The 24,183-nt window shown below is 53.9% G+C and carries 23 protein-coding genes and 3 pseudogenes; 22 read left to right on the top strand and 4 right to left on the bottom strand.

The genetic code is table 11. The features are described 5' to 3' along the window. Positions 1-9: 9 nt before the first annotated feature. The 5 genes from ACLJPE_RS05395 to ACLJPE_RS05375 are packed head-to-tail and all read left to right on the top strand — an operon-like array spanning position 10 to position 2,863. Complete coding sequence (locus ACLJPE_RS05395; protein ID WP_000011260.1) at positions 10-357, top strand: head decoration protein; 348 nt, start codon at positions 10-12, stop codon at positions 355-357. A gap of 54 nt (positions 358-411) precedes the next feature. Further along, positions 412-1,440 carry a major capsid protein gene (locus ACLJPE_RS05390; protein WP_000522566.1) on the top strand — a complete coding sequence of 343 codons (1,029 nt, stop codon included), beginning with the start codon at positions 412-414 and terminating at the stop codon, positions 1,438-1,440. A 57-nt stretch (positions 1,441-1,497) separates the two neighbouring features. Then, entirely contained in the window at positions 1,498-1,863 is a 366-nt protein-coding gene (locus tag ACLJPE_RS05385; RefSeq protein WP_038407362.1) for a DNA-packaging protein FI, read from the top strand. 10 nt (positions 1,864-1,873) lie between these two features. Beyond that, entirely contained in the window at positions 1,874-2,257 is a 384-nt protein-coding gene (locus ACLJPE_RS05380) for a head-tail joining protein (protein WP_000083294.1), read from the top strand. A 27-nt stretch (positions 2,258-2,284) separates the two neighbouring features. Beyond that, positions 2,285-2,863 (top strand): phage tail protein, encoded by a 579-nt coding sequence (locus ACLJPE_RS05375; RefSeq protein ID WP_001534814.1) that lies wholly within the window; start codon positions 2,285-2,287, stop codon positions 2,861-2,863. Positions 2,864-2,911: 48 nt separating this feature from the next. On the opposite strand, the gene ACLJPE_RS05370 is transcribed toward ACLJPE_RS05375, so the two are convergent. Beyond that, complete coding sequence (locus tag ACLJPE_RS05370) at positions 2,912-4,042, bottom strand: RNA-guided endonuclease InsQ/TnpB family protein (RefSeq protein WP_038407360.1); 1,131 nt, start codon at positions 4,040-4,042, stop codon at positions 2,912-2,914. 108 nt (positions 4,043-4,150) lie between these two features. On the opposite strand from ACLJPE_RS05370, the gene ACLJPE_RS05365 reads away from it, so the two are divergent. The 13 genes from ACLJPE_RS05365 to ACLJPE_RS05305 all read left to right on the top strand — a co-directional run bounded on the left by ACLJPE_RS05365 (position 4,151) and on the right by ACLJPE_RS05305 (position 18,267). Then, the gene (locus ACLJPE_RS05365; protein ID WP_000033885.1) at positions 4,151-4,552 is read left to right on the top strand and encodes a phage minor tail U family protein; all 402 of its coding nucleotides are present in this window, start codon (positions 4,151-4,153) and stop codon (positions 4,550-4,552) included. Between the two features lie 7 nt (positions 4,553-4,559). Further along, complete coding sequence (locus tag ACLJPE_RS05360; RefSeq protein WP_000971954.1) at positions 4,560-5,306, top strand: phage tail tube protein; 747 nt, start codon at positions 4,560-4,562, stop codon at positions 5,304-5,306. 50 nt (positions 5,307-5,356) lie between these two features. Continuing rightward, positions 5,357-5,752, top strand: coding sequence for a phage tail assembly chaperone G (gene gpG, locus ACLJPE_RS05355; protein WP_052893974.1), 396 nt, complete (start codon positions 5,357-5,359; stop codon positions 5,750-5,752). Next, positions 5,749-6,087, top strand: a complete 339-nt coding sequence (locus ACLJPE_RS05350; protein ID WP_010989052.1) for a phage tail assembly protein T — start codon at positions 5,749-5,751, stop codon at positions 6,085-6,087. The genes gpG and ACLJPE_RS05350 overlap by 4 nt, the downstream gene beginning before the upstream one ends. Beyond that, on the top strand, positions 6,059-9,154 hold the full coding sequence (locus ACLJPE_RS05345) for a phage tail tape measure protein (protein ID WP_039513185.1): 3,096 nt from the start codon (positions 6,059-6,061) through the stop codon (positions 9,152-9,154). Before ACLJPE_RS05350 ends, ACLJPE_RS05345 begins: the two co-directional genes overlap by 29 nt. A 2-nt stretch (positions 9,155-9,156) precedes the next feature. Further along, positions 9,157-9,486: a phage tail protein gene (locus tag ACLJPE_RS05340; protein WP_000447370.1), complete on the top strand. Its 330-nt coding sequence runs from the start codon at positions 9,157-9,159 to the stop codon at positions 9,484-9,486. A 9-nt stretch (positions 9,487-9,495) separates the two neighbouring features. Then, a complete protein-coding gene (locus ACLJPE_RS05335; protein WP_001152687.1) occupies positions 9,496-10,194 on the top strand; it encodes a phage minor tail protein L in 699 nt (232 codons plus the stop codon). Between the two features lie 6 nt (positions 10,195-10,200). Next, positions 10,201-10,938 (top strand): C40 family peptidase, encoded by a 738-nt coding sequence (locus ACLJPE_RS05330; protein WP_000662740.1) that lies wholly within the window; start codon positions 10,201-10,203, stop codon positions 10,936-10,938. After that, entirely contained in the window at positions 10,836-11,483 is a 648-nt protein-coding gene (locus tag ACLJPE_RS05325; RefSeq protein ID WP_000246124.1) for a tail assembly protein, read from the top strand. The genes ACLJPE_RS05330 and ACLJPE_RS05325 overlap by 103 nt, the downstream gene beginning before the upstream one ends. A gap of 61 nt (positions 11,484-11,544) precedes the next feature. Further along, complete coding sequence (locus tag ACLJPE_RS05320) at positions 11,545-14,907, top strand: host specificity protein J (RefSeq protein WP_039513188.1); 3,363 nt, start codon at positions 11,545-11,547, stop codon at positions 14,905-14,907. A gap of 38 nt (positions 14,908-14,945) precedes the next feature. Continuing rightward, on the top strand, positions 14,946-15,188 hold the full coding sequence (locus tag ACLJPE_RS05315) for a hypothetical protein (protein ID WP_000178853.1): 243 nt from the start codon (positions 14,946-14,948) through the stop codon (positions 15,186-15,188). A 53-nt stretch (positions 15,189-15,241) separates the two neighbouring features. Next, a complete protein-coding gene (locus ACLJPE_RS05310) occupies positions 15,242-17,683 on the top strand; it encodes a phage tail protein (protein WP_039513193.1) in 2,442 nt (813 codons plus the stop codon). Continuing rightward, entirely contained in the window at positions 17,683-18,267 is a 585-nt protein-coding gene (locus ACLJPE_RS05305) for a tail fiber assembly protein (RefSeq protein WP_000143179.1), read from the top strand. The genes ACLJPE_RS05310 and ACLJPE_RS05305 overlap by 1 nt, the downstream gene beginning before the upstream one ends. 97 nt (positions 18,268-18,364) lie before the next feature. Here the strand turns inward: ACLJPE_RS05305 and ACLJPE_RS05300 are convergent, their stop codons facing one another. Continuing rightward, positions 18,365-18,565, bottom strand: a complete 201-nt coding sequence (locus ACLJPE_RS05300) for a PagK family vesicle-borne virulence factor (protein ID WP_014344029.1) — start codon at positions 18,563-18,565, stop codon at positions 18,365-18,367. A gap of 377 nt (positions 18,566-18,942) precedes the next feature. Then, a pseudogene (locus ACLJPE_RS05295) lies at positions 18,943-19,145 on the bottom strand (IS3 family transposase); the annotation flags it as partial. On the opposite strand from ACLJPE_RS05295, the gene ACLJPE_RS05290 reads away from it, so the two are divergent. The 4 genes and pseudogenes from ACLJPE_RS05290 to ACLJPE_RS05275 form a co-directional block, all read left to right on the top strand. Continuing rightward, positions 19,136-19,261, top strand: a complete 126-nt coding sequence (locus ACLJPE_RS05290; RefSeq protein ID WP_000457876.1) for a hypothetical protein — start codon at positions 19,136-19,138, stop codon at positions 19,259-19,261. The pseudogene ACLJPE_RS05295 and the gene ACLJPE_RS05290 overlap by 10 nt on opposite strands. Positions 19,262-19,593: 332 nt before the next feature. Further along, positions 19,594-20,623 (top strand): annotated as a pseudogene (locus ACLJPE_RS05285) (IS481 family transposase). 171 nt (positions 20,624-20,794) lie between these two features. After that, the gene (gene sspH1 / locus ACLJPE_RS05280) at positions 20,795-22,906 is read left to right on the top strand and encodes a type III secretion system effector E3 ubiquitin transferase SspH1 (RefSeq protein ID WP_001520226.1); all 2,112 of its coding nucleotides are present in this window, start codon (positions 20,795-20,797) and stop codon (positions 22,904-22,906) included. A gap of 99 nt (positions 22,907-23,005) precedes the next feature. Continuing rightward, positions 23,006-23,233 (top strand): annotated as a pseudogene (locus ACLJPE_RS05275) (DUF4113 domain-containing protein); the annotation flags it as partial. On the opposite strand, the gene ACLJPE_RS05270 reads toward ACLJPE_RS05275, so the two are convergent. Then, positions 23,226-23,897: an SOS response-associated peptidase gene (locus ACLJPE_RS05270; RefSeq protein WP_000334551.1), complete on the bottom strand. Its 672-nt coding sequence runs from the start codon at positions 23,895-23,897 to the stop codon at positions 23,226-23,228. The pseudogene ACLJPE_RS05275 and the gene ACLJPE_RS05270 sit on opposite strands and share 8 nt — an antisense overlap. Positions 23,898-24,183: the final 286 nt, after the last annotated feature.

Genomic DNA, 24,183 nt, shown 5'->3' with positions numbered 1-24,183 from the left:
GGAGACAGCATGTCATTTACCACCACTATTGAGAAACGTGCGGATAACCGCATTTTCGCCGGTAACGATCCGGCACATACCGCAACGGGAGTCAGCGGGATAACGGCGGCCACACCGATGCTGACGCCCCTGATGCTGGATGATACCACCGGGAAACTGGTGGCCTGGGACGGGCAGAAGGCCGGAACGGCGGTCGGGGTTCTGGCCCTTGAGCTGGACGGGTCGGAAAACCTGCTGACGTACTGGAAGAGCGGCACCTTTGCCACAGAATCACTGGCATGGCCGAAGAGTGTGGATGCCATTAAGCAGGCAAATGCATTCGCCGGAAGCGCCGTCAGTCACGCCGCTTTACCGTAATAAGAAGGCCGCGAAGCGGCCTTTATCGTATTTAACGTCCGGAGGACACCATTTATGGGATTGTTTACCACCCGCCAGTTGCTGGGTTATACCGAGCAGAAAGTTAAATTTAACCCACTCTTCCTGAGCCTGTTTTTTCGCCGTACTGTGACATTTCCTACCCAGGAAGTCATGCTGGACAAAATTACCGGAAAAACACCGATTGCCGCTTATGTATCTCCGGTGGTTGGAGGGAAGGTTCTGCGTAACCGCGGCGGGGAAACGCGCGTACTGCGTCCGGGGTATGTCAAACCGAAGCATGAAGTTAACTATGCGCAGGTTGTTGAGCGTCTGCCGGGTGAAGACCCGGCCAGGCTTAACGATCCGGCCTACCGTCGTCTGCGCATTCTGACCGATAACCTGAAGCAGGAAGAGAAGGCCATCGTCCAAGTGGAGGAGATGCAGGCCGTCAGTGCGGTGCTGAACGGGAAATACACCATGCAGGGCGAGCAGTTTGACACCGTGGAGGTGGATTTTGGTCGCTCCGCCGGGAATAACATTATTCAGGCCACAGGTAAAAAATGGTCAGAGCAGGACAGGGAAACCTTTGACCCGACTTATGATCTGGATATGTACTGCGACCAGGCATCCGGTCTGATCAATATTGCCGTGATGGACGGGAAAGTCTGGCGTCTGCTGAACGGTTTTAAGCTGTTCCGTGAAAAACTGGATACACGCCGCGGTTCAAATTCTCAGCTGGAAACGGCGGTGAAGGACCTTGGGGCTGTGGTGTCGTTCAAGGGGTATTACGGAGATTTGGCCATTGTGGTGGCTAAAACATCCTATGTTGCTGATAACGGGACCGAAAAGCGTTACCTGCCTGAAGGGACTCTGGTTCTGGGAAATACGGCGGCAGAAGGTATCCGCTGCTATGGTGCCATTCAGGATTCACAGGCGCTCGCGGAGGGTATTGTTGCCGCCACCCGTTATCCCAAACACTGGCTGACGGTGGGGGACCCGGCGAATGAATATACCATGACGCAGTCTGCGCCGCTGATGGTCCTGCCGGACCCGGATGAGTTTGTCATTGTCACTGTCGGTTAAGCATCCCAAAAGGCCTGATTCAGGCCTTTATTGTTACAAATTGCGGGAGGATCTTTTATGGCAACAAAAGAAGAGAATATACAGCGTCTGCGGGAGCTTGCGACGCGGCTTGGTCGTGCTCCGGATGTGTCCGGGAGCGCCGCTGAACTCAGCCAGCGTGTCATGGAATGGGAAGAGGAAGCGGAGGCGGAGGCGGAGCATTTGCCTGCTGTGGAAAATGACAGTGATGAATCCATAGTGCCGCCCGGGATCGGGCAAAGATCCGAACGGGTACTTATCAGGGCGCATCGTACACTACACATCTGCGCCATCGATCCGGACAGTAACCGGGAACTGGATATGGTTATGGCGGGAAACCCGGCGCGTATTTCGCAACACGATGTGGACGAGCTGATTGCTGCAGGACTTATTATTGAACTGTAAGGGTGGCGATATGTCGCAGTCCGAAAACCTGTTTGATACCGCGATTTCTCAGGCTGATGATGCCATCCTCCGGGTGATGGGAACGGTAGCAACAATAACCTCCGGCGTTCTGGCAGGGGCCACGCTTACGGGCGTATTTGACGATCCTGAAAGTGTGTCGTATGCCGCCGGAGGTGTCCGGATTGAGGGGGACAAGCCTACATTTTTTGTCAAAACATCCCTGACAGTCCATCTGAAGCGCCCGGACACACTAACCATTCTCGGTGACACCTTCTGGGTGGATCGCATCACTCCGGCTGGTGGAGACAGCAGTATTATTCTGCTGGGCAGGGGGACGCCGCCGACGGATAACCGGCGCAGGACGGGAGGAATGTTTGACTGCTCCCCGGCCTAAAGGCCGGGGTTTCCCGGAGGCATTCTGATGAAAGGGCTTGAAAATGCGATCCGGAATCTGAACAGCCTTGACCGACAGATGGTTCCCCGGGCCAGTATCTGGGCTGTGAATCGCGTGGCGCAGAAAGCTGTTTCAGTGGCAACCCGTAAGGTGGCGCGGGAGACTGTCGCCGGAGATAACCAGGTAAGAGGACTTCCGCTGAAGCTGGTTCGCCAGAGGGTGAGGTTATTTAAAGCCGGTACAGACGGTAAACGCTCTGCCCGGATACGGATTAACCGGGGAAACCTTCCCGCCATAAAGTTGGGCGCTGCACAGGTCAGGATGAGCAAACGGAGGGGCAAACTGCTGTATCGCGGAAGTGTGCTTAAAATCGGGCCATATCTGTTCCGGGATGCCTTTATTCAGCAACTGGCTAACGGACGCTGGCATGTTATGCGACGCGTTAACGGGAAAAACCGTTATCCAATCGATGTAGTGAAAATTCCTCTTTCCGGACCATTGACTCAGGCATTCGAAAGCGCCACACAAAGCTTGATTGACGAGGAAATGCCGAAGCAACTGGGGTATGCCCTGAAACAACAACTGAGGCTTTATCTTTCACGTTGACTGCTCCCCGCCCTGAAGGACGGGGATTCCCACTTCAACGAGCCGAATCTAAGCCGCTTTGAGCGATTCAGGATTTACAGGCTCTCCGTGGGCTAACACTGCCAGCCCGGCAGCTTTGATATTACGTGCCGCGTTAACGTCCCGGTCGTGGTCAGTTCCGCACTCAGGGCACTGCCATTTACGAACATCAAGAGGCATTTTTTTCATGGTGAAACCGCAACAGCTACAGCGTTTTGAGGACGGGAAAAACTGGTCAATGGCTACCACTGACCGCCCCGCCCATTCGCCTTTGTACCGGAGCTGGCGCACAAGTTCGCCCCAGCTCGCGTCTGCTATTGCTTTGGATAGCGACGGGTTGCGGATCATGTTCCTCACTTTCAGGGATTCGACACATACAACTTGGTTATCGTTAATCAGTTTGCGGGATGCCTTGTGCAGGGCATCCAGTCGGCAATCAGCAATTTTCGCGTGGAGTCGGGCCACCTTTAAACGGGCTTTGGCGCGGTTCTTTGAGCCTTTGGCCTTTTTGCTTAACCGGCGCTGGAGTAGTGCCAGGCGAGCCGCGTATTTAGCGGTATGGCGGGGATTGCCGGACCTGAATCCGGTATCGGTGACGAACAAATCTTTTAAACCAACATCAATGCCGACCATTGAAGAGGTGATCGGCAGTGATGCGGGTTCAAATTCGCAAAGGCACGAAACAAAGTACCGCCCTGCGGCATCTTTGGAAATGGTGACGGTAGACGGCACGGACGGCAGCGGACGACTCCAGCGCACGTCTAAGGGGATTTTGTTCTTTGCCATGTACAGCTTGCCGTCGCGGTATTTAAACGCGCTCGCAGTGAACTCAGCCGCCTGCTTGTGCCGTTTGCTTTTGAAAGCCGGATATGCAGCCCGTCCGGCGAAGAAGTTAGCAAAGGCGGTTTGTTGGTGGCGCAAAGACTGCTGGAGGGGAACGCAGGAAACGTCGTTAAGCCAGGCAAATTCTGGCTCCTTTTTCAGCGCCGTAAGGCGAGCGTTGGCCTGTAGGTAACCGATCTTTTCCTTTCGCTCGTAGTACGCATCGGTACGCCAGCGGAGGATGGAGTTGTAGACGAAACGCACACAACCGAACGTCTGAGCTAAAAGCTCAGCCTGCTCAGTCGTGGGGTAAAACCGGTATTTATATGCGCGTTTCATGGCTTCACATATTAAAGAGGAAAATGTGATTATGCAAAAGACAGTTAGCCGGAAAACCGCCTCCTTTCCTCCCCGGCCTTCAGGCCGGGGAGGAAAGGAGGCATTCTGATGAGCAAACACACATTAATCCGCCGGGCCGTTCTGGAAAAGCTGGAATCCGTGACTGGCGCACCTGTCACTCTTTTTGATGGACTTCCTGCTTTCGTAGAACAGGAAGATTTACCCGCAATAGCTGTCTGGCTGACAGACGCACAGTATACAGGCCTTATGACCGATGAGGATGACTGGCAGGCTACTCTCCATACGGCAGTTTTTCTGAGGGCTCAGGCTCCTGATACAGAGCTTGATATCTGGATGGAAGAAAAAATCTTTCCTGCGCTGGAAGAGGTTAGTGGTCTGGAGCGCCTTATCGATACCATGACCCCGCTGGGTTATGACTACCAGCGTGACAGCGAAATGGCAACGTGGGGGATGGCAGAAATTACTTACCGGATCACCTATACCAACTGAGGAGGATATGATGGGAACACCAAACCCACTGGTAAAAACGAAAGGCGCCGGAACCACATTCTGGCTGTATACCGGCAGCGGCGATGCGTTTAAAAATCCACTGGCTGATGATGACTGGCTGCGACTGGCAGGTATTAAGGATCTGCAGCCCGGAGAAATGAGTGCAGATGCGGAAGACGATGACTATCTTGATGATGAAAATGCCGACTGGAAAAGCACTACGCAGGGGCAGAAAAGCGTCGGTGACACCACGGCCACGCTGGCCTGGAAACCCGGTGAGACCGGACAGAAAAAACTGGTTGAGCTGTTTGACACCGGCGAAGTTCGCGCCTTCCGTATCAGGTATCCTAACGGGACGGTTGATGTGTTCCGCGGCTGGCTGAGTTCACTGGGTAAAACCGTGACGTCCAAAGAGGTGATGACACGCAGCGTAAAAATCACCGGCGTCGGGCGTCCTTCTCTTGCGGAGGAGGATACACCTGACGTAGTCAGCGTATCCGGCGTGACCGTTGCGCCGGCCAGTGCCACGGTGGCTGCCGGAGCCACCACCACGCTGACATTTACGGTAAAACCTGATAACGCGTCAGATAAAACGCTGCAGGTTGCGACCGCCGATCCGCTGATCGCCACCGTCACGCTGAAGGATAATGTGGCCACGGTTAAAGGCGTGAAGGCGGGCAGCGTGAATATTGTTGGCATCAGCAGTGACGGCAGTCTTGTCGCGGTGGCAGCAGTGACAGTGACGGCGTCATAACCCTCTCTTATCAGTCCGCCCCGGTTCCGGGGCTTCTATGGAAAATCATCATGTTTCTCAATACAGACACCTTTAACTACGGTGGGCATTCCATCGTGCTCAGTGAGCTTTCTGCCCTGCAACGTGTGGATTATCTGAAGTTTATTCAGCAGCGGACGGCAGACTATGACGCACAGCCTGAAACCCTGACGGAAGCAGAGCGTCAGACAGAATTTATGCAGATGGGGGTGGATATTAATGCATGGCTGGTATCCTGCTCCCTGTGTGAAAGCAAAAAAGAGGAGGAGGCCCGCGCCCTGTATGAGTCCGTCAGACTGGAATGGTCTTATGAGGCGCTGGGACGTGGCGCTGATATGGTTCTGTCCCTGAGTGGTATGCGTCTTCCGGCATCGCAGGAAGACGACAGCGGGAGTGAAAAGGACACGACCACGCCGGAAAAGTCCTGAACCGGGAGCTGGCGTTTGTGATGCGGCTCGCGCGTGAGTTCCGGCGACCAGACTGGCGGCAGATGCTGGCGGAAATGAGTGCGACAGAGCTGGGTGAGTGGGCGGAGCATTTCGGGAAGAACAGCTTCAGTGACATGTTGCTGGATGCGGAGTTTGCAACGCTGAAATCGCTGATTTCCGGACTGGTTACAGGCACGCATCACGATGCAGAAATGTTCAGCCTGATCACTGATCCTGAGTCGTTGCACGAAAAAACGGATGATGAACTGATGATCCTGGGCGAAGGTATTACCGGAGGTGTCCGCTATGGACCAGATAGCGAACCTGGTCATTGATTTAAGTATCGACAGCGCAGAGTTCCGAAACGAAGTTCCGCGCATTAAAAAATTGCTGAACGATGCGGCTGGTGACTCAGAACGTTCAGTGGCCCGGATGCAGCGTTTTCTGGATAAGCAGACGGAGGCGACGCGCCGGACGTCCGCCAGTCTGGAGCAAGTGACTGCCAGCAGTACCGCGTACAGTTCCGCTGTGGAGAAAAGCGCAGCGGCCAGTACGCGTCTGGCGGCGGATGTGGATCAGACGCGACAGCGGGTGGAGGCACTGGGAAGGAAACTGCGTGAGGAACAGGCGCAGTCAGCGGCTGTGGCGGCAGCACAGGACAGGACAAGTGCTGCTTTTTACCGCCAGATTGACAGTGTAAAACAGTTAAGCGGTGGTCTGCAGGAGCTGCAGCGTATCCAGGCGCAGGTACGACAGGCGAAAGGACGCGGAGATATCTCACAGGGCGATTATCTGGCGCTGGTGTCTGAAACCGCCAGGAAGACCCGTGAGCTTACCGATGCCGAAGCGCTGGCCACGCAGAAAAAAGCACAGTTTATACGCCGCCTGAAAGAGCAGACGACGGTACAGGGCCTCTCCCGTACCGAGCTGCTGCGGGTGAAGGCGGCTGAACTGGGTGTCAGCAGCGCCGCAGATATTTATATCCGTAAACTGGAGCGTACCGGAACTGCCACCCATACGCTAGGACTGAAAAGCGCTGCTGCCCGTCGTGAACTGGGCGTGCTGGCTGGTGAGCTGGCCCGTGGGAATTTCGGGGCACTGCGGGGAAGTGGTATTACGCTCGCTAACCGCGCCGGGTGGATCGAGCAACTGATGTCTCCGAAGGGCATGATGCTCGGCGGGCTGGCTGGCGGCGTGGCTGCTGCTGTTTACGGGCTGGGCAAGGCCTACTATGAAGGCGCTAAGGAAAGCGAGACGTTCAATAAACAGCTTATTCTGACCGGGAGTTATGCCGGAAAAACCACAGGCCAGCTTAATGCGATGGCGAAGTCGCTCGCCGGAAATGGCGTCACGCAGCACGACGCTGCAGGCGTGCTGGCACAGGTGGTCGGTAGCGGAGCGTTTACCGGGCAGGCAGTGGCAATGGTATCCCGTACCGCGACCAGAATGCAGGAAAACGTTGGACAATCAGTGGATGAAACCATCCGCCAGTTTAAACGCCTGCGGGATGATCCGGTGAATGCGGCGAAAGAACTGGACAGGACACTGCATTTTCTGACCTCCACCCAGCTTGAACAAATCAGGGTACTGGGCGAGCAGGGAAGAGTGGCTGATGCCGCGAAAATTGCCATGTCCGCGTATTCGGAAGAAATGAATAAGCGGATGGGAGACGTACACGACAATCTGGGCTGGATTGAAAGAGCATGGAATGCTGTCGGTGATGCGGCGAAGTGGGCATGGGATCGGATGCTGGATATCGGGCGGGAAGATACGCTCGATGAAAAGATCGCGACACTGCAGGAAAAAATCGCGCGCGGCAGAAAAACGCCCTGGACGGTGTCTTCCTCCCAGACTGAATACGATCAGCAGCAGCTGAACGAACTTAAGGAACAGAAACGCCAGAAGGACCTGCTGGATGCGAAGGCGCAGGCAGAGCGTAATTATCAGGAAACGCAGAAACGTCGGAACGAGCAGAATGCCGCGCTGAACCGGGATAATGAAACTGAATCCCTGCGGCACCAACGGGAGGTGGCGCGCATCACCGCCATGCAGTATGCCGATGCTGCTGTACGCAATGCCGCACTGGAGCGCGAAAATGAACGTCATAAAAAGGCGTTGTCACAACAGGCGAAAAAGCCAAAGACTTACCACAACGACGAGGCCAGGCGACTGCTTTTGCAGTACAGCCAGCAACAGGCGCAGACTGAAGGGCAGCTTGCCGCCGCGAAGCTTTCCACGACCGAAAAAATGACGGAAGCGCATAAGCAGCTTTTGTCATTTCAGCAGCGCATCGCTGATTTGTCCGGTAAAAAACTGACGGCGGATGAACAAAGCGTACTGGCACATAAGGATGAAATCGCGCTTGCGCTACAGAAGCTGGATATCTCACAACAGGATTTGCAACACCAGAATGCCCTTAATGAACTGAAGAAAAAGACGCTCACATTGACCAGCCAGCTCGCTGACGAAGAATCCCGCGTCAGGCAACAGCACGCAATGGCGCTGGCCACAATGGGTATGGGCGATCAGCAACGTGGCCGATACGAAGAGCGTCTGAAAATTCAGCAGCACTACCAGGAACAACTGGAGCAGCTTAAACGCGACAGCAAGGCAAAAGGGACATACGGTTCTGACGAATATCGTCAGGCGGAGCAGGCGCTGAAGGGCAGTCTCGATCGCCGGCTGGCTGAGTGGGCGGATTACAATGCGAAAGTTGACGCTGCGCAGGGAGACTGGACGCTGGGGGCGTCGCGGGCGCTGGATAACTTTCTGGCGCAGGGCGGCAATGTGGCAGGCATGACGGAGAACGTTTTCACAAACGCATTTAACGGCATGGCGGACAGTATCGCGAATTTTGCCGTGACCGGAAAGGGCAGTTTCCGGAGCCTGACGGTCTCCATCCTGGCTGACCTTGCAAAAATGGAGGCACGTATTGCGGCTTCTAAACTGTTGGGTTCAGTGCTGGCAATGTTCGGCTTTGGCATATCGGCAGGCGGCAGTACACCATCAGGGGCATACAGTTCTGCGGCGCTGTCGGTTATTCCGAATGCGGACGGCGGCGTGTACCGTTCGGCAGGACTCAGCCAGTACAGCGGCAGCATTGTTAATCGCCCGACATTTTTTGCTTTTGCCAAAGGTGCCGGGGTGATGGGCGAGGCAGGACCGGAGGCAATATTACCACTTCGTCGTGGTGCTGACGGTAAGCTGGGTGTCGTGGCAGCCGCTTCAGGAGGGATGGCGATGTTTGCGCCTGAGTACAACATTGAAATCCACAACGACGCCGGCAACGGACAGATTGGTCCGCAGGCATTACAGGCCGTATATAACATTGGAAAAAAAGCCGCCATTGATTTCTGGCAACAGCAGTCGCGTGACGGGGGTATTGCTGGAGGAGGGCGATAACAATGGAAACATTTAACTGGAAGATCCGCCCTGATATGACAGTGGAATCAGAACCAAAAGTCACCTCCATAAAACTGGGTGACGGGTATGAACAACGGCGTCCAGCCGGGCTGAACAACCATCTGGCGAAGTATAACGTAACGGTCCGGATTCGTAAGGGAGAACATCAGAATCTTGAGGCATTTTTATCCCGCCACGGTGGAGTGAAATCCTTTCTCTGGACACCGCCTTATACCTGGACACAAATTCGGGTGATTTGCCGCAAATGGTCGATTAGCGTTGGCTCTCTTTGGGTGACTGTGACCACGACTTTTGAACAGGTTGTTATCTGAGGAGGAGTGATGCAGGACATTTCGCAGGATACGCTGAACGAAGCCGCTAAACTGGCGCAGTCCGCCAGGATCACTTTGTGGGAAATCGATCTGACACAGTCTGGCGGTGATCGTTATTTTTTTTGTAACGAGGCGAATGAAAAGGGGGAGGCGGTTACCTGGCAGGGACAGAAATATGATGTTTATCCTGTAGAGGGTAGCGGATTTGAAATGAACGGCAAAGGCGCAGCTGCGCGCCCGTCACTGAAGGTATCCAATCTTTACGGTATGGTGACCGGAATGGTGGAGGATTCGCATAGTCTGGTTGGAGCGACGGTCATCCGCAGGATAGTGTATGCCCGGTTTCTCGATGCCGTTAATTTTCAAAGCGGCAACCAGGAGGCCGACCCGGAGCAGGAGTCTGTAAGCCGCTGGGTGATCGAGCAGTGCAGTGATCTGACGGCGGTAAGTGCGACATTTGTCCTGGCAACACCGACTGAAACAGACGGATGTGTCTTCCCCGGGCGAATTATGCTGGCCAATACCTGTACATGGATATACCGCTCTGACGAATGCGGCTATACGGGACCAGCTGTCGCGGATGAATTTGATAACCCTACCGCCGATCCGGCAAAAGATGCCTGCAGCCGCTGCGCCCGGGGATGCGCCCTGCGTAACAATACCGGAAACTTTGGCGGTTTCCTCTCCATTAATAAACTTTCACAGTAAATCTTCATGAAAGAACAGGATATTCTGGCGCACGCCCGACGGTGTGCGCCTGCGGAGTCGTGTGGCTTCGTGGTGAGAACACAGGCGGGAGAACGGTATCTCCCCTGTGTGAATATTTCTGCCGCGCCGGAGGATTATTTCCGTATGGCGCCGGAGGACTGGCTGAGGGCTGAAACGCAGGGGGATATTGTGGCGCTGGTTCACAGCCATCCTGGCGGCCAGCCGTATCTGAGCGATGTGGACCGCAGGCTGCAGGTTCAAAGCGACCTGCCGTGGTGGCTGGTATGCGCCGGCCAGGTACATAAATTCCGCTGTGTGCCACACCTGACCGGACGACAGTTTAAACATGGGGTTTTTGACTGTTACACGCTGTTCCGTGATGCCTATCATCTGGCGGGGATTGATATGCCGGATTTTCACCGGGACGACGACTGGTGGCGGCATGGTGACAATCTCTATCTGGATAATCTGGAGACGACGGGATTTTACCGTGTCAGCGCAGCCAGTGCGCAGCCCGGCGACGTGCTGATTTGCTGCTTTGGCTCCTCCGTTCCGAACCACGCAGCGATTTACTGCGGCGACGGAGAGCTGCTGCACCATATTCCTGAACAACTGAGTAAACGTGAGAGGTATACCGACAAATGGCAACGACGCACGCACTCCATCTGGCGACACCGGGCATGGCGCGAATTTGCCTTTACGGGGATCTGCAACGATTTTGCCGCCGCGTCAGCCTGCAGGTAGCCAGTGGTGCTGAAGCTGTCCGGGCACTGGCGGTACAGTTGCCCGGTCTCCGGCAGAAACTGAACGACGGCTGGTATCAGGTACGCATAGCCGGAGACGATGTTACGGCTGATACCCTGACAACCAGCCTGCATGACCCGCTGCCGCCTGGCGCGGTGATTCATATTGTGCCGCGTCTGGCCGGGGCCAAATCTGGCGGGGTGTTTCAGGCGGTGCTTGGTGCGGCGCTGATTGCCGTTGCCTGGTGGAACCCGGCAGGCTGGCTGGGAGCGGCGGCGGTATCCGGTATGTATATGACCGGGGCGTCGATGGTTCTGGGCGGTGTGGCGCAGATGCTGGCACCAAAACCTAAAATGTCCGAAATGAGGCAGACCGATAACGGCAGGCAGAACACGTATTTCTCGTCGCTGGATAATATGGTTGCCAACGGTAACACGTTGCCGGTGCTGTACGGCGAGATGCAGGTGGGGTCACGCGTGATTTCCCAGGAAGTCAGTACCGCTGATGAAGGAGATGGTGGTCAGGTTGTGGTGATTGGCCGCTGACAACAGAACAGATTCAGACAGAACCGCCTCCGGGCGGTTTTGTCGTTTTACGGGGTAATAAATGGGAAAGGGCGGCGGAAAAGGGCATACGCCCCGCGAGGCACCGGATAACCTTAAATCCACGCAGCTGCTGAGCGTCATCGATGCCATCAGCGAGGGACCGATAGAAGGCCCGGTGAACGGTCTGCAAAGTGTTCTGGTAAACCAGACGCCGGTGGTGGACCGCGACGGTAACACGAATATCCACGGCGTGAAGGTGGTATACCGCGTCGGTGAGCAGGAACAGACCCCGCTGGAGGGATTTGAATCGTCCGGCGCCGAGACGGTGCTTGGTGTACAGGTCAAATACGACAATCCGGTGACCAGAACCATCACGGCTGCAAATATTGACCGCCTGCGTTTTACGTTCGGCGTGCAGTCACAGGTGGAGGCCAACAGCAAGGGCGACCGCAATCCGACATCGGTCAGGCTGCAAATCCATCTTGAGCGCTATGGTCAGTGGGTGGTGGAAAAAGAGATTACGATTACCGGGAAAACAACCACACAGTATCTGGCCTCGGTGATAGTGGATAATCTCCCTCCCCGGCCATTTGGTATCCGGATGGTACGTGTGACGGCAGACAGTACCACTGACCAGTTACAGAACAACACGGTCTGGTCGTCGTATACCGAGATTATTGATGTCCGGCAGCGCTATCCCAACACCGCCGTAATTGGCCTGCAGGTGGAGTCTGAGCAGTTCGGCAGCCAGCAGGTGACGCGAAATTACCATTTTTTCGGGCGGATTATTCATGTGCCGTCGAATTACGATCCGGTAGCGCGAACCTACAGCGGCATCTGGGACGGCACGTTCAAGCCTGCATACAGCAATAATCCGGCGTGGTGTCTCTGGGATGTGCTGACACATCCCCGCTATGGCATGGGACAGCGAATCGGCGCGGCGGACGTGGACCGGTGGGCGCTGTATGCAATAGGCCAGTACTGCGACCAGATGGTCCCTGACGGATTCGGCGGGACAGAGCCGCGTATGACCTTTAATGCGTATCTGGCACAGCAGCGTAAGGCGTGGGATGTGCTGACCGACTTCTGCTCCGCCATGCGTTGTATGCCGGTGTGGAACGGGCAGATGATGACCTTCGTGCAGGACAGGCCCTCGGATACAGTCTGGACCTATACCCGCAGCAATGTGGTAATGCCGGATGAGGGTACACCGTTCCGTTACAGCTTCAGTGCGCGGAAGGACCGCCATAATGCGGTAGAGGTGAACTGGATCGACCCTGATAATGGCTGGCAGACATCCACGGAACTGGTGGAAGACACGGTTGCCATCAGTCACTACGGACGCAATCTGGTAAAAATGGATGCGTTTGGCTGTACCAGTCGCGGGCAGGCGCACCGCGCCGGGCTGTGGCTGATAAAAACGGAGCTGCTGGAAACCCAGACGGTCGATTTTAGTGTGGGTGCGGAGGGGCTGCGCCACGTTCCCGGTGATGTGATTGAGGTTTGCGACGAGGATTATGCCGGCATCAGCCTGGGCGGGCGGATTCTGTCCGTTGACCGCGCCCGCCGCATTCTGACCCTTGACAGGGAGATTACCCTGCCGTCGTCCGGCACCACGCTGATAAGCCTGGTGGATGGCGAAGGCTTGCCGGTCAGCGTGGACGTGCAGTCTGTTACCGACGGTGTGCAGGTTCAGGTCAGCCGGATACCGGACGGCGTGGCGGAATACAGCGTCTGGGGGCTGAAACTGCCGTCGCTGCGCCAGCGTCTCTTCCGGTGTGTGGCTGTCCGGGAAAACGACGACGGAACGTATGCCATCACCGCCGTACAGCATGTGCCGGAAAAAGAGTCCATCGTGGACAACGGGGCATCATTCGATCCGCAACCCGGAACGATTCACGGCACCGTTCCCCCGGCGATACAGCATCTGACCACAGAAATTCTGGCGGAGGAGGGACAGTATCAGGTACTGGCGCGCTGGGACACACCGCGAGTCGTTAAGGGCGCCTCGTTTTCTTTGCGCCTGAACGTGGCGGCGGAAGATGGCAGTGACCGGCTGGTAAGCAGCGCAGGAACGCCGGATACGCAGTACCGGTTCCGGGGGCTGACGCCGGGGCGCTACACCCTGTCCGTCAGGGCGGTGAACAGCCAGGGACAACAGGGAGACCCGGCCAGCACACAGTTCAGCATCTCCGCGCCGGCGGCACCATCATTTATCGAACTCACCCCTGGCTATTTCCAGATTACAGCCACACCGCGTCAGGCGGTATACGACCCGACGGTGCAGTATGAGTTCTGGTTTTCAGACGCGCAGATTACGGATATCCATCAGGTGGAAAACGCCGCACGATATCTGGGAACGGCGCTGTACTGGATAGCGGCCAGTGTGAATATCAGGCCCGGCAGGGATTACTATTTTTATATCCGGGCGGTAAATCAGGTCGGTAAATCCGCATTCGTGGAGGCGACCGGGCAGGCCAGCAACGATGCCGCAGGCTATCTGGATTTTTTCAAAGGGCAGATAACTGAAAGTCACCTGGGTAAGGAACTGCTGGAGAAGGTGGAACTGACGGAGGATAACGCCAGCAAACTGCAGCAGTTTTCGAAGGAGTGGCAGGATGCTAACGATAAATGGAACGCCATGTGGGGCGTCAAAATAGAGCAGACCAAAGACGGCAAATATTATGTGGCCGGACTTGGACTGAGCATGGAAGACACGCCTGACGGGAAGATAAGCCAGTTCCTGGTGGCGGCGGATCGCATTGCTTATATTAACCCGGCAAACGGAAACGAGACGCCCGGATTCGTCATGCAGGGCGACCAGATAATCATGAATGAGGCGTTCCTGAAATATCTGAGCGCGCCGACCATTACCAGTGGCGGGAATCCTCCGGCATTTTCCCTGACGCCGGATGGAAAGCTGACTGCGAAAAATGCGGATATCAGCGGGCATATCAACGCTGTATCTGGCTCGTTTACGGGAGAAATCAATGCCACCTCCGGTAAGTTTTCTGGCGTGATAGAAGCAAGAGAGTTTGTCGGTGATATTTGCGGCTCAAAAGTCATGCAGGGCGTGAACATCAGGGCGACGAACGACGAACGCAGCACCTCAACACGGTATACCGACAGCGCCACCTATCAGATAGGGAAAACCATCACGGTGATGGCTAACTGTGAGCGTAACGGTGGCTCCGGTGCCATCACCGTCACGATAAATATTAACGGCCAGGTGAAAACGGCGGAGGTTATCCCGTATACCGCAGGGCTTCCGGCCATGTATCAGACCGTTGTCTTTTCGGTCTACACCACTTCACCTGTCGTGGATATCAGCGTTTCTCTGAGGGTTCGTGGGCAGTACACCACGTCTGCTTCCGTCTGGCCGCTGGTGATGGTTTCCCGGTCGGGGAACAACTTCACAAACTGACCGGATTTCCGGTCTCTTTCGTTTAACAAGGAACAGATATGACTATGTCGCGCGTAATTTCGCTGGCGGCAGGGGTTTCCCTGTCCGTTTTATTTTCCACCGCTGCCGTTGCCGATAACGGAAGAGGAAGCGGTAACAGCAATATTGAAAACCAGACCCGGATTTATACCGGTACTGACCGCGGGCAGAAACAGCACCGCGAGGCAAAGGGACAAATAATCACGCGGAGCGTCCAGTGTTCGCTGCCGGCATATTTACGTGACCCGGATAATCAGTGCTGAGATGTGAATGAATCTGAAGCCTGCCTGCGGGCGGGCTTTTTTATGGAGGCAATATGCCAGTACTTATTTCCGGCGTACTGAAAGATGGTACGGGAACGCCGGTACAGAACTGCACCATTCAGCTGAAGGCCTGCCGGACCAGTACGACGGTGGTCGTGAATACGGTGGCATCGGAAAATCCGGATGACGCCGGGCGCTACAGCATGGATGTGGAGCAGGGGCAGTACACAGTCACGCTCCTGGTGGAAGGGTATCCCCCGTCACATGCCGGAGTTATTACGGTCTACGATGATTCAAAACCGGGCACCCTGAATGATTTTCTGGGGGCCATGACGGAAGACGACGTCCGCCCGGAGGCGCTGCGACGTTTTGAGGCGATGGTGGAAGAAGTTGCCCGCCAGGCATCGGAGGCATCGCGGAATGCCACCGCCGCAGGGCAGGCATCTGAACAGGCGCAGACATCAGCAGGTCAGGCAGCGGAAAGCGCCACGGCAGCAGTGAATGCAGCCGGAGCGGCAGAAGCATCAGCCACACAGGCAGCCTCATCCGCAGCATCTGCGGAGAGCAGCGCAGGTACGGCGACCACAAAAGCCGGGGAGGCATCAGCCAGCGCGGCGTCGGCTGACACAGCCAGAACGGCGGCAGCCGCATCGGCAGCCGCAGCGAAAACATCTGAAGCGAATGCAGATGTCTCCCGTACTGCCGCCGGCGATTCAGCTGCTGCCGCAGCCGCCAGCGCGACGGCGGCGCAGACATCAGCAGCGCGCGCCGGAGCATCCGAAACCGCCGCGAAGACGTCAGAAACGCAGGCGGCTTCCAGTGCCGGTGATGCAGGTGCGTCAGCCACTGCGGCGGCAGCGTCGGAAAAGGCGGCAGCCGCATCGGCAGCCGCAGCAAAAATATCTGAGACAAACGCAGCAACGTCAGCAAGTACAGCAGCGGCCAGCGCAACAGCCGCCTCGTCATCAGCATCGGAGGCATCCAATCACGCCGCCGCATCTGATACCAGCGCATCACTGGCGGCGCAAAGCAGTACTGCTGCCGGAGCAGCAGCCACCAGAGCAGAAGATGCCGCAAAACGGGCAGAAGACATCGCGGACGTGATTTCCCTGGAAGATGCCAGCCTGACGAAAAAAGGTATCGTTAAGTTAAGCAGTGCCACGGACAGTGACAGCGAAGCGCTGGCAGCCACACCAAAGGCGGTAAAAACCGTTATAGGTGAGGTGCAGGCTAAAGCCCCGCTGGACAGTCCGGCACTGACTGGTACGCCAACAGCACCAACTCCGGAAACCACAGCTGCAGGTATTGAAATTGCCACGGCAGCGTTTGTGGCTGCGAAAGTAGCACAGTTGGTTGGTTCTGCGCCGGAAACGCTGGACACGCTGAAAGAACTGGCTGACGCGCTGGGTAACGATCCGAACTTTGCCACCACTGTACTGAATAAACTAGCGGGCAAGCAGCCGCTGGACGATACACTGACGGCGCTGTCAGGAAAAAGCGTTGACGGTCTTATCGAATACGTTGGTTTACGGGAAACCATAAATCACGCCGCCGATGCATTACTAAAATCACAGAACGGTGGCGATATTCCGGAAAAGCCGCTGTTTGTACAAAATATCGGAGCGCTCCCTGCATCAGGTACGGCTGTTGCAGCGAACAGACTGGCATCACGCGGCGCGCTTCCGGCACTGACTGGTACGACAAGAGGCAGCGATAGTGGCCTGATAATGGGCGAGGTTTACAACAATGGCTATCCGACGCAATACGGAAATATTTTACGTCTGACCGGAGCCGGTGATGGGGAAATCCTCATTGGCTGGAGCGGGACAAACGGTGCGCCAGCGCCCGCATATATTCGCAGTCATCGAGATACCGCCGATGCTGAGTGGTCCGAATGGGCAATGCTCTACACCACACTAAACCCACCTCCGGATTCGCATCCAGTAGGGGCGGCGATTGCATGGCCGTCTGATGTGCTCCCGGATGGTGGTTATGCTTTTATGTATGGGCAGTCCTTCGATAAATCTGCTTACCCGTTACTGGCTATAGCGTATCCGTCCGGCGTTATCCCTGACATGAGAGGCTGGACAATAAAGGGTAAGCCCATCAGTGGACGTGCCGTATTGTCGCAAGAAATGGACGGCAATAAATCGCACTCGCACACCGCGCGGGCGCAGGATACTGACTTAGGGGCAAAATCTACCTCATCCTTTGATTACGGCACGAAATCGACCAATACCACGGGCAATCATACTCACCAGTTCGGCGGTTATATCAATTCATACTGGGGAGATTCCAATCACACCTCATTTCAGCCTGGAGGTGGTGCATGGACACAGGCCGCTGGCGACCATGCACATACAGTTTATATCGGAGGACATGAGCACACCATGTATATCGGTCCACACGGACACGTCGTTATTGTGGACGCAGACGGTAATGCGGAAACCACGGTTAAAAATATTGCATTTAACTACATAGTGAGGCTGGCATAATGACTTTTAAAATGAGCGAACAGGCGCAGACAATTAAAATTTTTAATCTTCGTTCAGATACAAACGAATTTATTGGCGCAGGTGATGCATATATCCCGCCGCACACGGGATTACCGGCAAACTGTACTGATCTCGCCCCTCCTGATATTCCCTCCAGTCATATAGCTGTTTTTGACGCTGAAACCCAAACGTGGAGTCTGCAGGAGGATCACCGCGGCGAGACGGTTTACGACACAACAACCGGCAATCAGGTTTATATCTCCGAGCCTGGTCCGTTGCCCGAAAATGTCACATCAGTTTCACCAGTTGGTGAATACCAGAAATGGGATGGTAAGGCTAAGGTCTGGGTAAAAGACGAAGCGGCTGAAAAAGCAGCGCAGCTTCGTCAGGCGGAAGAAACCAAAAACAGGCTCCTGCAAATAGCATCTGAAAAAATCGCGCCGTTACAGGATGCAGTGGATCTGGACGAAGCAACCGATAAAGAAAAAGCTTCTCTTCTGGCATGGAGAAAGTACCGGGTACAGGTAAACCGTGTTGATACTTTAAAGCCTGTCTGGCCGGAGAAACCAGCCAGTAGTTTATAATTTGTCAGGAAAGCTCAGGCCTTATTTATAGCAAATATGAAGAAGGCCTGTCTGTCATAACTGATATGGTTACTGGTTAGTATATATAAATTTATACTCAATAACCTCTACACATTTTAAACCAATCTTCGGGGAAGGGCACGTCCGCAGGCCAAAGACTACACATCTTAGGTGGTATGGGCTTAATTGTTTCTGCTTTTTGCTGATCTTGGGAGTCTGCCGCTATTGTAAGAGCAGAATATAGTGAGGATGGTAATATTAAAGCCATTGCTAAAAATACGCTCTTAACGTGTTTCATAATATGTTACCTATTAAATTGTGGCACACTATCCTTACGGTTACAGCATCCTTTACTATAGATATTAAACGTTATTCATTACCATCAGGTAAGTAAATAAAAACCATTTATAAAATATTTAACTTAAATAAAAATGATAAGCACTATTATATTTTATTTCCCATGTAAATTAATTCATATGAAAGTGAGTTCATGTGCTCTTCAAATCCTGGCTGGCTCGCTCCCCCGGAGGAACAGGCCAGTTAACATTATCAGGAGTGTTTGTTATATCAATCAACTTCACTTCATTCTTGTAAGCCAGCCACACTGACAGTTTTGATCCTGTCCGCGTATTGTGGACACAGCCTTAAGCGAGGTTCTGGTTTTCAAATTGCTCCGGACTGAGATCGCCGCAGACCCTGACGGCGCAGGCTGGACGCTATCGTTTTTACATTGTACCTCAGGCCCCAAGTTCACTTCCTCAGCAAGCCGGGGGCGCACCGTAGCGCTGTTTTGCCTGGCTGAAGGCCTCTCTTACGACATTATCGCAGTCCTGCCGGAACTGTTGGTGGGTATTAACGACTGCGCGCCTTGTTTGCCAATGCCGATTCCGAACTCATTCTGACGCCGATCATCATTGCCGTGTTGCTCGCGCCTGGTTTCAGCAAAAGCACCACGCTGGCTATACTGCATTTCTTTTTCCGCAGGGAGAAGTGAGTAAACGAGTATGGAAATGGAGCTTTCCCTATAATGGCGGCTGAAACTATTCATATGTCATGTATTGCAAATATCAAAGTGATAAATAAAGTTTCAACAGTCTATATTTTTTGTGAAAACGACTCGCTAAGGTGCTAACCCTATATGAGGGACTGATTGAACATCAGATATATCCCGGCTTATTTAATACTGTTTACTATGAGGGTAATAATATGTTTTCTCTTATTAAATGTATTAGTCGCGACTTGATCTGACACATGGCCTTGAAAGGTTGAGAGTTACCGGTTTTGATATGGGTGTCGAATCCTTATACAAAACACGAGGTAACTCTCATGCTTCATACTACCAATCCCGTCATCAAACACAAAGCCGGTTTGCTCAATCTGGCTGAAGAGCTCAGCAACGTGTCGAAAGCCTGTAAAATCATGGGCGTCTCGCGCGATACGTTTTACCGTTATCGTGAACTAGCCGATGAAGGCGGCGTTGATGCGCTGATAAATCGTAGTCGCCGCGTACCTAACCTTAAGAACCGTACCGATGAGGCAACTGAGCAAGCTGTTGTTGATTATGCCGTTGCGTTCCCGGCCCATGGTCAGCACCGAACTGCGCAAACAGGACGTTTTTATCTCCGGTAGTGGTGTCCATTCCGTCTGGCTGCGCCACAACCTTGAGAACTTCAAAAAACGCCTGAAAGCGCTGGAAGAAAAAGTGGCCCGCGATGGCATTGAACTGACTGACTGCCAGATCGCCGCGCTGGAGCGTAAAGCCAGTGATGATGAAGCCTGTGGTGAGATTGAAACCGTTCATCCGGGATATCTGGGGTCACAGGACACGTTCTACGTGGGCAGCCTGAAAGGCGTTGGGCGAATCTATCAGCAGACGTTCGTTGATACATACTCGAAGGTGGCTCACTGCAAGCTCTATATCACCAAAACGCCGATTACAGCGGCTGATTTGCTGAATGATCGTGTACTGCCGTTTTATGAGTCTCAGGGCCTGCCGATGCTAAGGATACTGACAGACAGGGGTACAGAATATTGCGGCAAAGTGGAACATCATGATTATCAGCTTTATCTGGAGATAAATGACATCGAACACACGAAAACGAAGGCGATGTCCCCGCAGACCAATGGCATCTGCGAGCGGTTCCATAAAACGATACTGAACGAATTTTATCAGGTGACGTTCCGCAAAAAGTTATATGGCGATTTTGATACATTACAATCGGATCTTGATGAATGGCTGGTTCACTATAATAATGAGCGAACCCATCAGGGAAAAATGTGCTGTGGCCGGACGCCGATGGAAACGTTACTTGATGGAAAACGCATCTGGTCTGAGAAGAATTTAAGCCAGATGTAATCTGACAGATACCTGTATAAATAACCGGTAACTGTCAGATCAGGTCTGAGCTAATACAACTAATTGTATGTTATTTGTCGTTTATTGCTAAATATATATCGTTAATTGAAGGCTTGATGCGTGTGTCTGCGTTAATCTCTTTTCATTGTGCTGTAAATTAGGCAGTGGAATATGTTTAATATCCGCAATACACAACCTTCTGTAAGTATGCAGGCTATTGCTGGTGCAGCGGCACCAGAGGCATCTCCGGAAGAAATTGTATGGGAAAAAATTCAGGTTTTTTTCCCGCAGGAAAATTACGAAGAAGCGCAACAGTGTCTCGCTGAACTTTGCCATCCGGCCCGGGGAATGTTGCCTGATCATATCAGCAGCCAGTTTGAGCGTTTAAAAGCGCTTACCTTCCCCGCGTGGGAGGAGAATATTCAGTGTAACAGGGATGGTATAAATCAGTTCTGTATTCTGGATGCAGACAGCAAGGAGATATTGTCAATCACTCTTGATGATGCCGGGAACTATACCGTGAATTGTCAGGGGTACAGTGAAGCACATGACTTCATCATGGACACAGAACAGAGAGAGGAATGCACAGAATTCGCGGAGGGGGCATCCGGGACATCCCTCCGCCCTGCCACAACGGCTTCACAGACGGCAGCAGAGTATTATGCTGTCTGGTCAAAATGGGAAAGGGATGCACCAGCAGGAGAGTCACCCGGCCGCGCAGCAGTGGTACAGGAAATGCGTGATTGCCTGAATAACGGCAATCCAGTGCTTAACGTGGGAGCGTCAGGTCTTACCACCTTACCAGACCGTTTACCACCGCATATTACAACACTGGTTATTCCTGATAATAATCTGACTAGCCTGCCGGAGTTGCCGGAAGGACTACGGGAGCTGGAGGTCTCTGGTAACCTACAACTGACCAGCCTGCCATCGCTGCCGCAGGGACTACAGAAGCTGTGGGCCTATAATAATTGGCTGGCCAGCCTGCCGACGTTGCCGCCAGGACTAGGGGATCTGGCGGTCTCTAATAACCAGCTGACCAGCCTGCCGGAGATGCCGCCAGCACTACGGGAGCTGAGGGTCTCTGGTAACAACCTGACCAGCCTGCCGGCGCTGCCGTCAGGACTACAGAAGCTGTGGGCCTATAATAATCGGCTGACCAGCCTGCCGGAGATGTCGCCAGGACTACAGGAGCTGGATGTCTCTCATAACCAGCTGACCCGCCTGCCGCAAAGCCTCACGGGTCTGTCTTCAGCGGCACGCGTATATCTGGACGGGAATCCACTGTCTGAACGCACTCTGCAGGCGCTGCGGGACATCACCAGCGCACCAGGCTATTCAGGCCCCAGGATACTATTCGATATGGCGGGGGCCTCCGCCCCCCGGGAAGCACGGGCACTGCACCTGGCGGCCGCTGACTGGCTGACGTCTGCACGGGAGGGGGAAGCGGCCCAGGCAGACAGATGGCAGGCGTTCGGACTGGAAGATAACGCCGCCGCCTTCAGCCTCGTCCTGGACAGACTGCGTGAGACGGAAAACTTCAAAAAAGACGCGGGCTTTAAGGCACAGATATCATCCTGGCTGACACAACTGGCTGAAGATGCTGCGCTGAGAGCAAAAACCTTTGCCATGGCAACAGAGGCAACATCAACCTGCGAGGACCGGGTCACACATGCCCTGCACCAGATGAATAACGTACAACTGGTACATAATGCAGAAAAAGGGGAATACGACAACAATCTCCAGGGGCTGGTTTCCACGGGGCGTGAGATGTTCCGTCTGGAAAAACTGGAACAGATTGCCCGGGAAAAGGCCGGAACGCTGGCCTTGGCCGATGATGTTGAAGTCTATCTGGCGTTCCAGAATAAGCTGAAGGAATCACTTGAGCTGACCAGCGTGACGTCAGAAATGCGTTTCTTTGACGTTTCCGGCGTGACGGTTTCAGACCTTCAGGCTGCGGAGCTTCAGGTGAAAACCGCTGAAAACAGCGGGTTCAGTAAATGGATACTGCAGTGGGGGCCGTTACACAGCGTGCTGGAACGCAAAGTGCCGGAACGCTTTAACGCGCTTCGTGAAAAGCAAATATCGGATTATGAAGGCACGTACCGGAAGCTGTATGACGAAGTGCTGAAATCGTCCGGGCTGGTCGACGATACCGATGCAGAACGTACTATCGGAGTAAGTGCGATGGATAGTGCGAAAAAAGAATTTCTGGATGGCCTGCGCGCTCTTGTGGATGAGGTGCTGGGTAGCTATCTGACAGCCCGGTGGCGTCTTAATTGAGCACGATATTCACCGCACCAGGCGAATGTGGTGCGGTGAACAAAGATATTCCCGGACAAACAACATCAGACAGCACTGATGATGCACAGGTGAAACAGGGGAGACTTCTTCAGTCAGGGCGTAGTGCAACTCAACCTTTTCGACGATAACGCGCCGCGCGCCGATAGTGCGAAGTTGATGGAAGTACTGGACCATCTTAATGCAAAAGACGGGAAGGGGACGCTGTACTTCGCCGGGCAGGGGATGTCGCAACAGTGGGCTATGAAGCGAGAAATGCTTTCACCTCGGTATACGACCAGATTTTCCGATCTGCCAATAGTCAGGTGACGGGTTTGATCAGCTCTTCCCCTTGATTTTTCACATTGCCAACGGCGCGCTTCACGGCGTGCCAGGTAAATTTATCTGTCGGCACGGCACCATCAGTAATTATCTCCTCTACCTCCTTCCCGCTTATGCCCTGGCGCATCCATTTTCGCGCGGTGCCAGGTGACAGAACGAGAGGACGACGGTCGTGAATGTCTACCAGACCTTTATCAGCTGCGGAGGTAACAATCAGGAATCCCTCTGCGTCATCGCCGCGCTCAAACGGTGTACTGCCAATGGCAGCCATGAATATCGGCTTCCCGTCCTTTCTGTGAATGAAATACGGCTGTTTCTTGTCGCCTTCCTTCTTCCACTCAAACCAACCATCAGCAAACACGATAGCTCGGCCATGTTGCCATAGCGGTTTAAACATTCTGCTGGTGGCCGCAGTCTCAACCCGTGCATTAATCAGCGGTGGTTTATCCCACCATCCGGGCGCAAATCCCCAGAATACCGGATCCAGATGCAGTTGCTCGTCGCGTTCACTGAGCAGCAGAACTTTGGTACCGGGCGCCACGTTGTACCGGCCTATAGGTTCAGGGTCATAAGCGATATCGCGCTCGGCTTCATCGGCCAGATATGCCAGGTATTCTTCGCGGGTCTGTGCTTGTGCAAAGCGTCCACACATATGAAACCTCCAGTCGGTCAGACTGAAAGTATAGAAGAGGATATGCGAGTGGCTGTTCCGGTGTTTCTTCGAGCGACCTCAACCAATGTAGAAGCTTCACTATTGGGGGTTGCCACTAGTAGCATCATGTTGAATGTACTGGCGTGAAAAAATTGGAATCTTGAAGAAAACTCTTCCCCAAAACTAAAATCAACGTTTTGATAATCAATGAGTTGTAAAAGACAGTTACTGGATTTTTTTGATAGTAGGAAGAATGATAATTTCAACTTTATCAAATGGTTGGTAT

The organism is Salmonella sp. SAL04196 (assembly GCF_046550835.1).
In the GTDB taxonomy this organism is placed as follows: Bacteria; Pseudomonadota; Gammaproteobacteria; order Enterobacterales; family Enterobacteriaceae; genus Salmonella; species Salmonella enterica.
Note: the sequence above shows the minus strand (reverse complement) of the source record. Positions and strands in the feature narration are given on the sequence as shown.

What these genes read in the sequence shown, in the direction of transcription:
- ACLJPE_RS05395 (WP_000011260.1), top strand. Translation starts at nt 10, where the DNA reads ATGTCATTTACCACCACTATTGAGAAACGTGCGGATAACCGCATTTTC.
- ACLJPE_RS05390 (WP_000522566.1), top strand. Translation starts at nt 412, where the DNA reads ATGGGATTGTTTACCACCCGCCAGTTGCTGGGTTATACCGAGCAGAAA.
- ACLJPE_RS05385 (WP_038407362.1), top strand. Translation starts at nt 1,498, where the DNA reads ATGGCAACAAAAGAAGAGAATATACAGCGTCTGCGGGAGCTTGCGACG.
- ACLJPE_RS05380 (WP_000083294.1), top strand. Translation starts at nt 1,874, where the DNA reads ATGTCGCAGTCCGAAAACCTGTTTGATACCGCGATTTCTCAGGCTGAT.
- ACLJPE_RS05375 (WP_001534814.1), top strand. Translation starts at nt 2,285, where the DNA reads ATGAAAGGGCTTGAAAATGCGATCCGGAATCTGAACAGCCTTGACCGA.
- ACLJPE_RS05370 (WP_038407360.1), bottom strand. Translation starts at nt 4,042, where the DNA reads ATGAAACGCGCATATAAATACCGGTTTTACCCCACGACTGAGCAGGCT.
- ACLJPE_RS05365 (WP_000033885.1), top strand. Translation starts at nt 4,151, where the DNA reads ATGAGCAAACACACATTAATCCGCCGGGCCGTTCTGGAAAAGCTGGAA.
- ACLJPE_RS05360 (WP_000971954.1), top strand. Translation starts at nt 4,560, where the DNA reads ATGATGGGAACACCAAACCCACTGGTAAAAACGAAAGGCGCCGGAACC.
- gpG (WP_052893974.1), top strand. Translation starts at nt 5,357, where the DNA reads ATGTTTCTCAATACAGACACCTTTAACTACGGTGGGCATTCCATCGTG.
- ACLJPE_RS05345 (WP_039513185.1), top strand. Translation starts at nt 6,059, where the DNA reads ATGGACCAGATAGCGAACCTGGTCATTGATTTAAGTATCGACAGCGCA.
- ACLJPE_RS05340 (WP_000447370.1), top strand. Translation starts at nt 9,157, where the DNA reads ATGGAAACATTTAACTGGAAGATCCGCCCTGATATGACAGTGGAATCA.
- ACLJPE_RS05335 (WP_001152687.1), top strand. Translation starts at nt 9,496, where the DNA reads ATGCAGGACATTTCGCAGGATACGCTGAACGAAGCCGCTAAACTGGCG.
- ACLJPE_RS05330 (WP_000662740.1), top strand. Translation starts at nt 10,201, where the DNA reads ATGAAAGAACAGGATATTCTGGCGCACGCCCGACGGTGTGCGCCTGCG.
- ACLJPE_RS05325 (WP_000246124.1), top strand. Translation starts at nt 10,836, where the DNA reads ATGGCAACGACGCACGCACTCCATCTGGCGACACCGGGCATGGCGCGA.
- ACLJPE_RS05320 (WP_039513188.1), top strand. Translation starts at nt 11,545, where the DNA reads ATGGGAAAGGGCGGCGGAAAAGGGCATACGCCCCGCGAGGCACCGGAT.
- ACLJPE_RS05315 (WP_000178853.1), top strand. Translation starts at nt 14,946, where the DNA reads ATGACTATGTCGCGCGTAATTTCGCTGGCGGCAGGGGTTTCCCTGTCC.
- ACLJPE_RS05310 (WP_039513193.1), top strand. Translation starts at nt 15,242, where the DNA reads ATGCCAGTACTTATTTCCGGCGTACTGAAAGATGGTACGGGAACGCCG.
- ACLJPE_RS05305 (WP_000143179.1), top strand. Translation starts at nt 17,683, where the DNA reads ATGACTTTTAAAATGAGCGAACAGGCGCAGACAATTAAAATTTTTAAT.
- ACLJPE_RS05300 (WP_014344029.1), bottom strand. Translation starts at nt 18,565, where the DNA reads ATGAAACACGTTAAGAGCGTATTTTTAGCAATGGCTTTAATATTACCA.
- sspH1 (WP_001520226.1), top strand. Translation starts at nt 20,795, where the DNA reads ATGTTTAATATCCGCAATACACAACCTTCTGTAAGTATGCAGGCTATT.
- ACLJPE_RS05270 (WP_000334551.1), bottom strand. Translation starts at nt 23,897, where the DNA reads ATGTGTGGACGCTTTGCACAAGCACAGACCCGCGAAGAATACCTGGCA.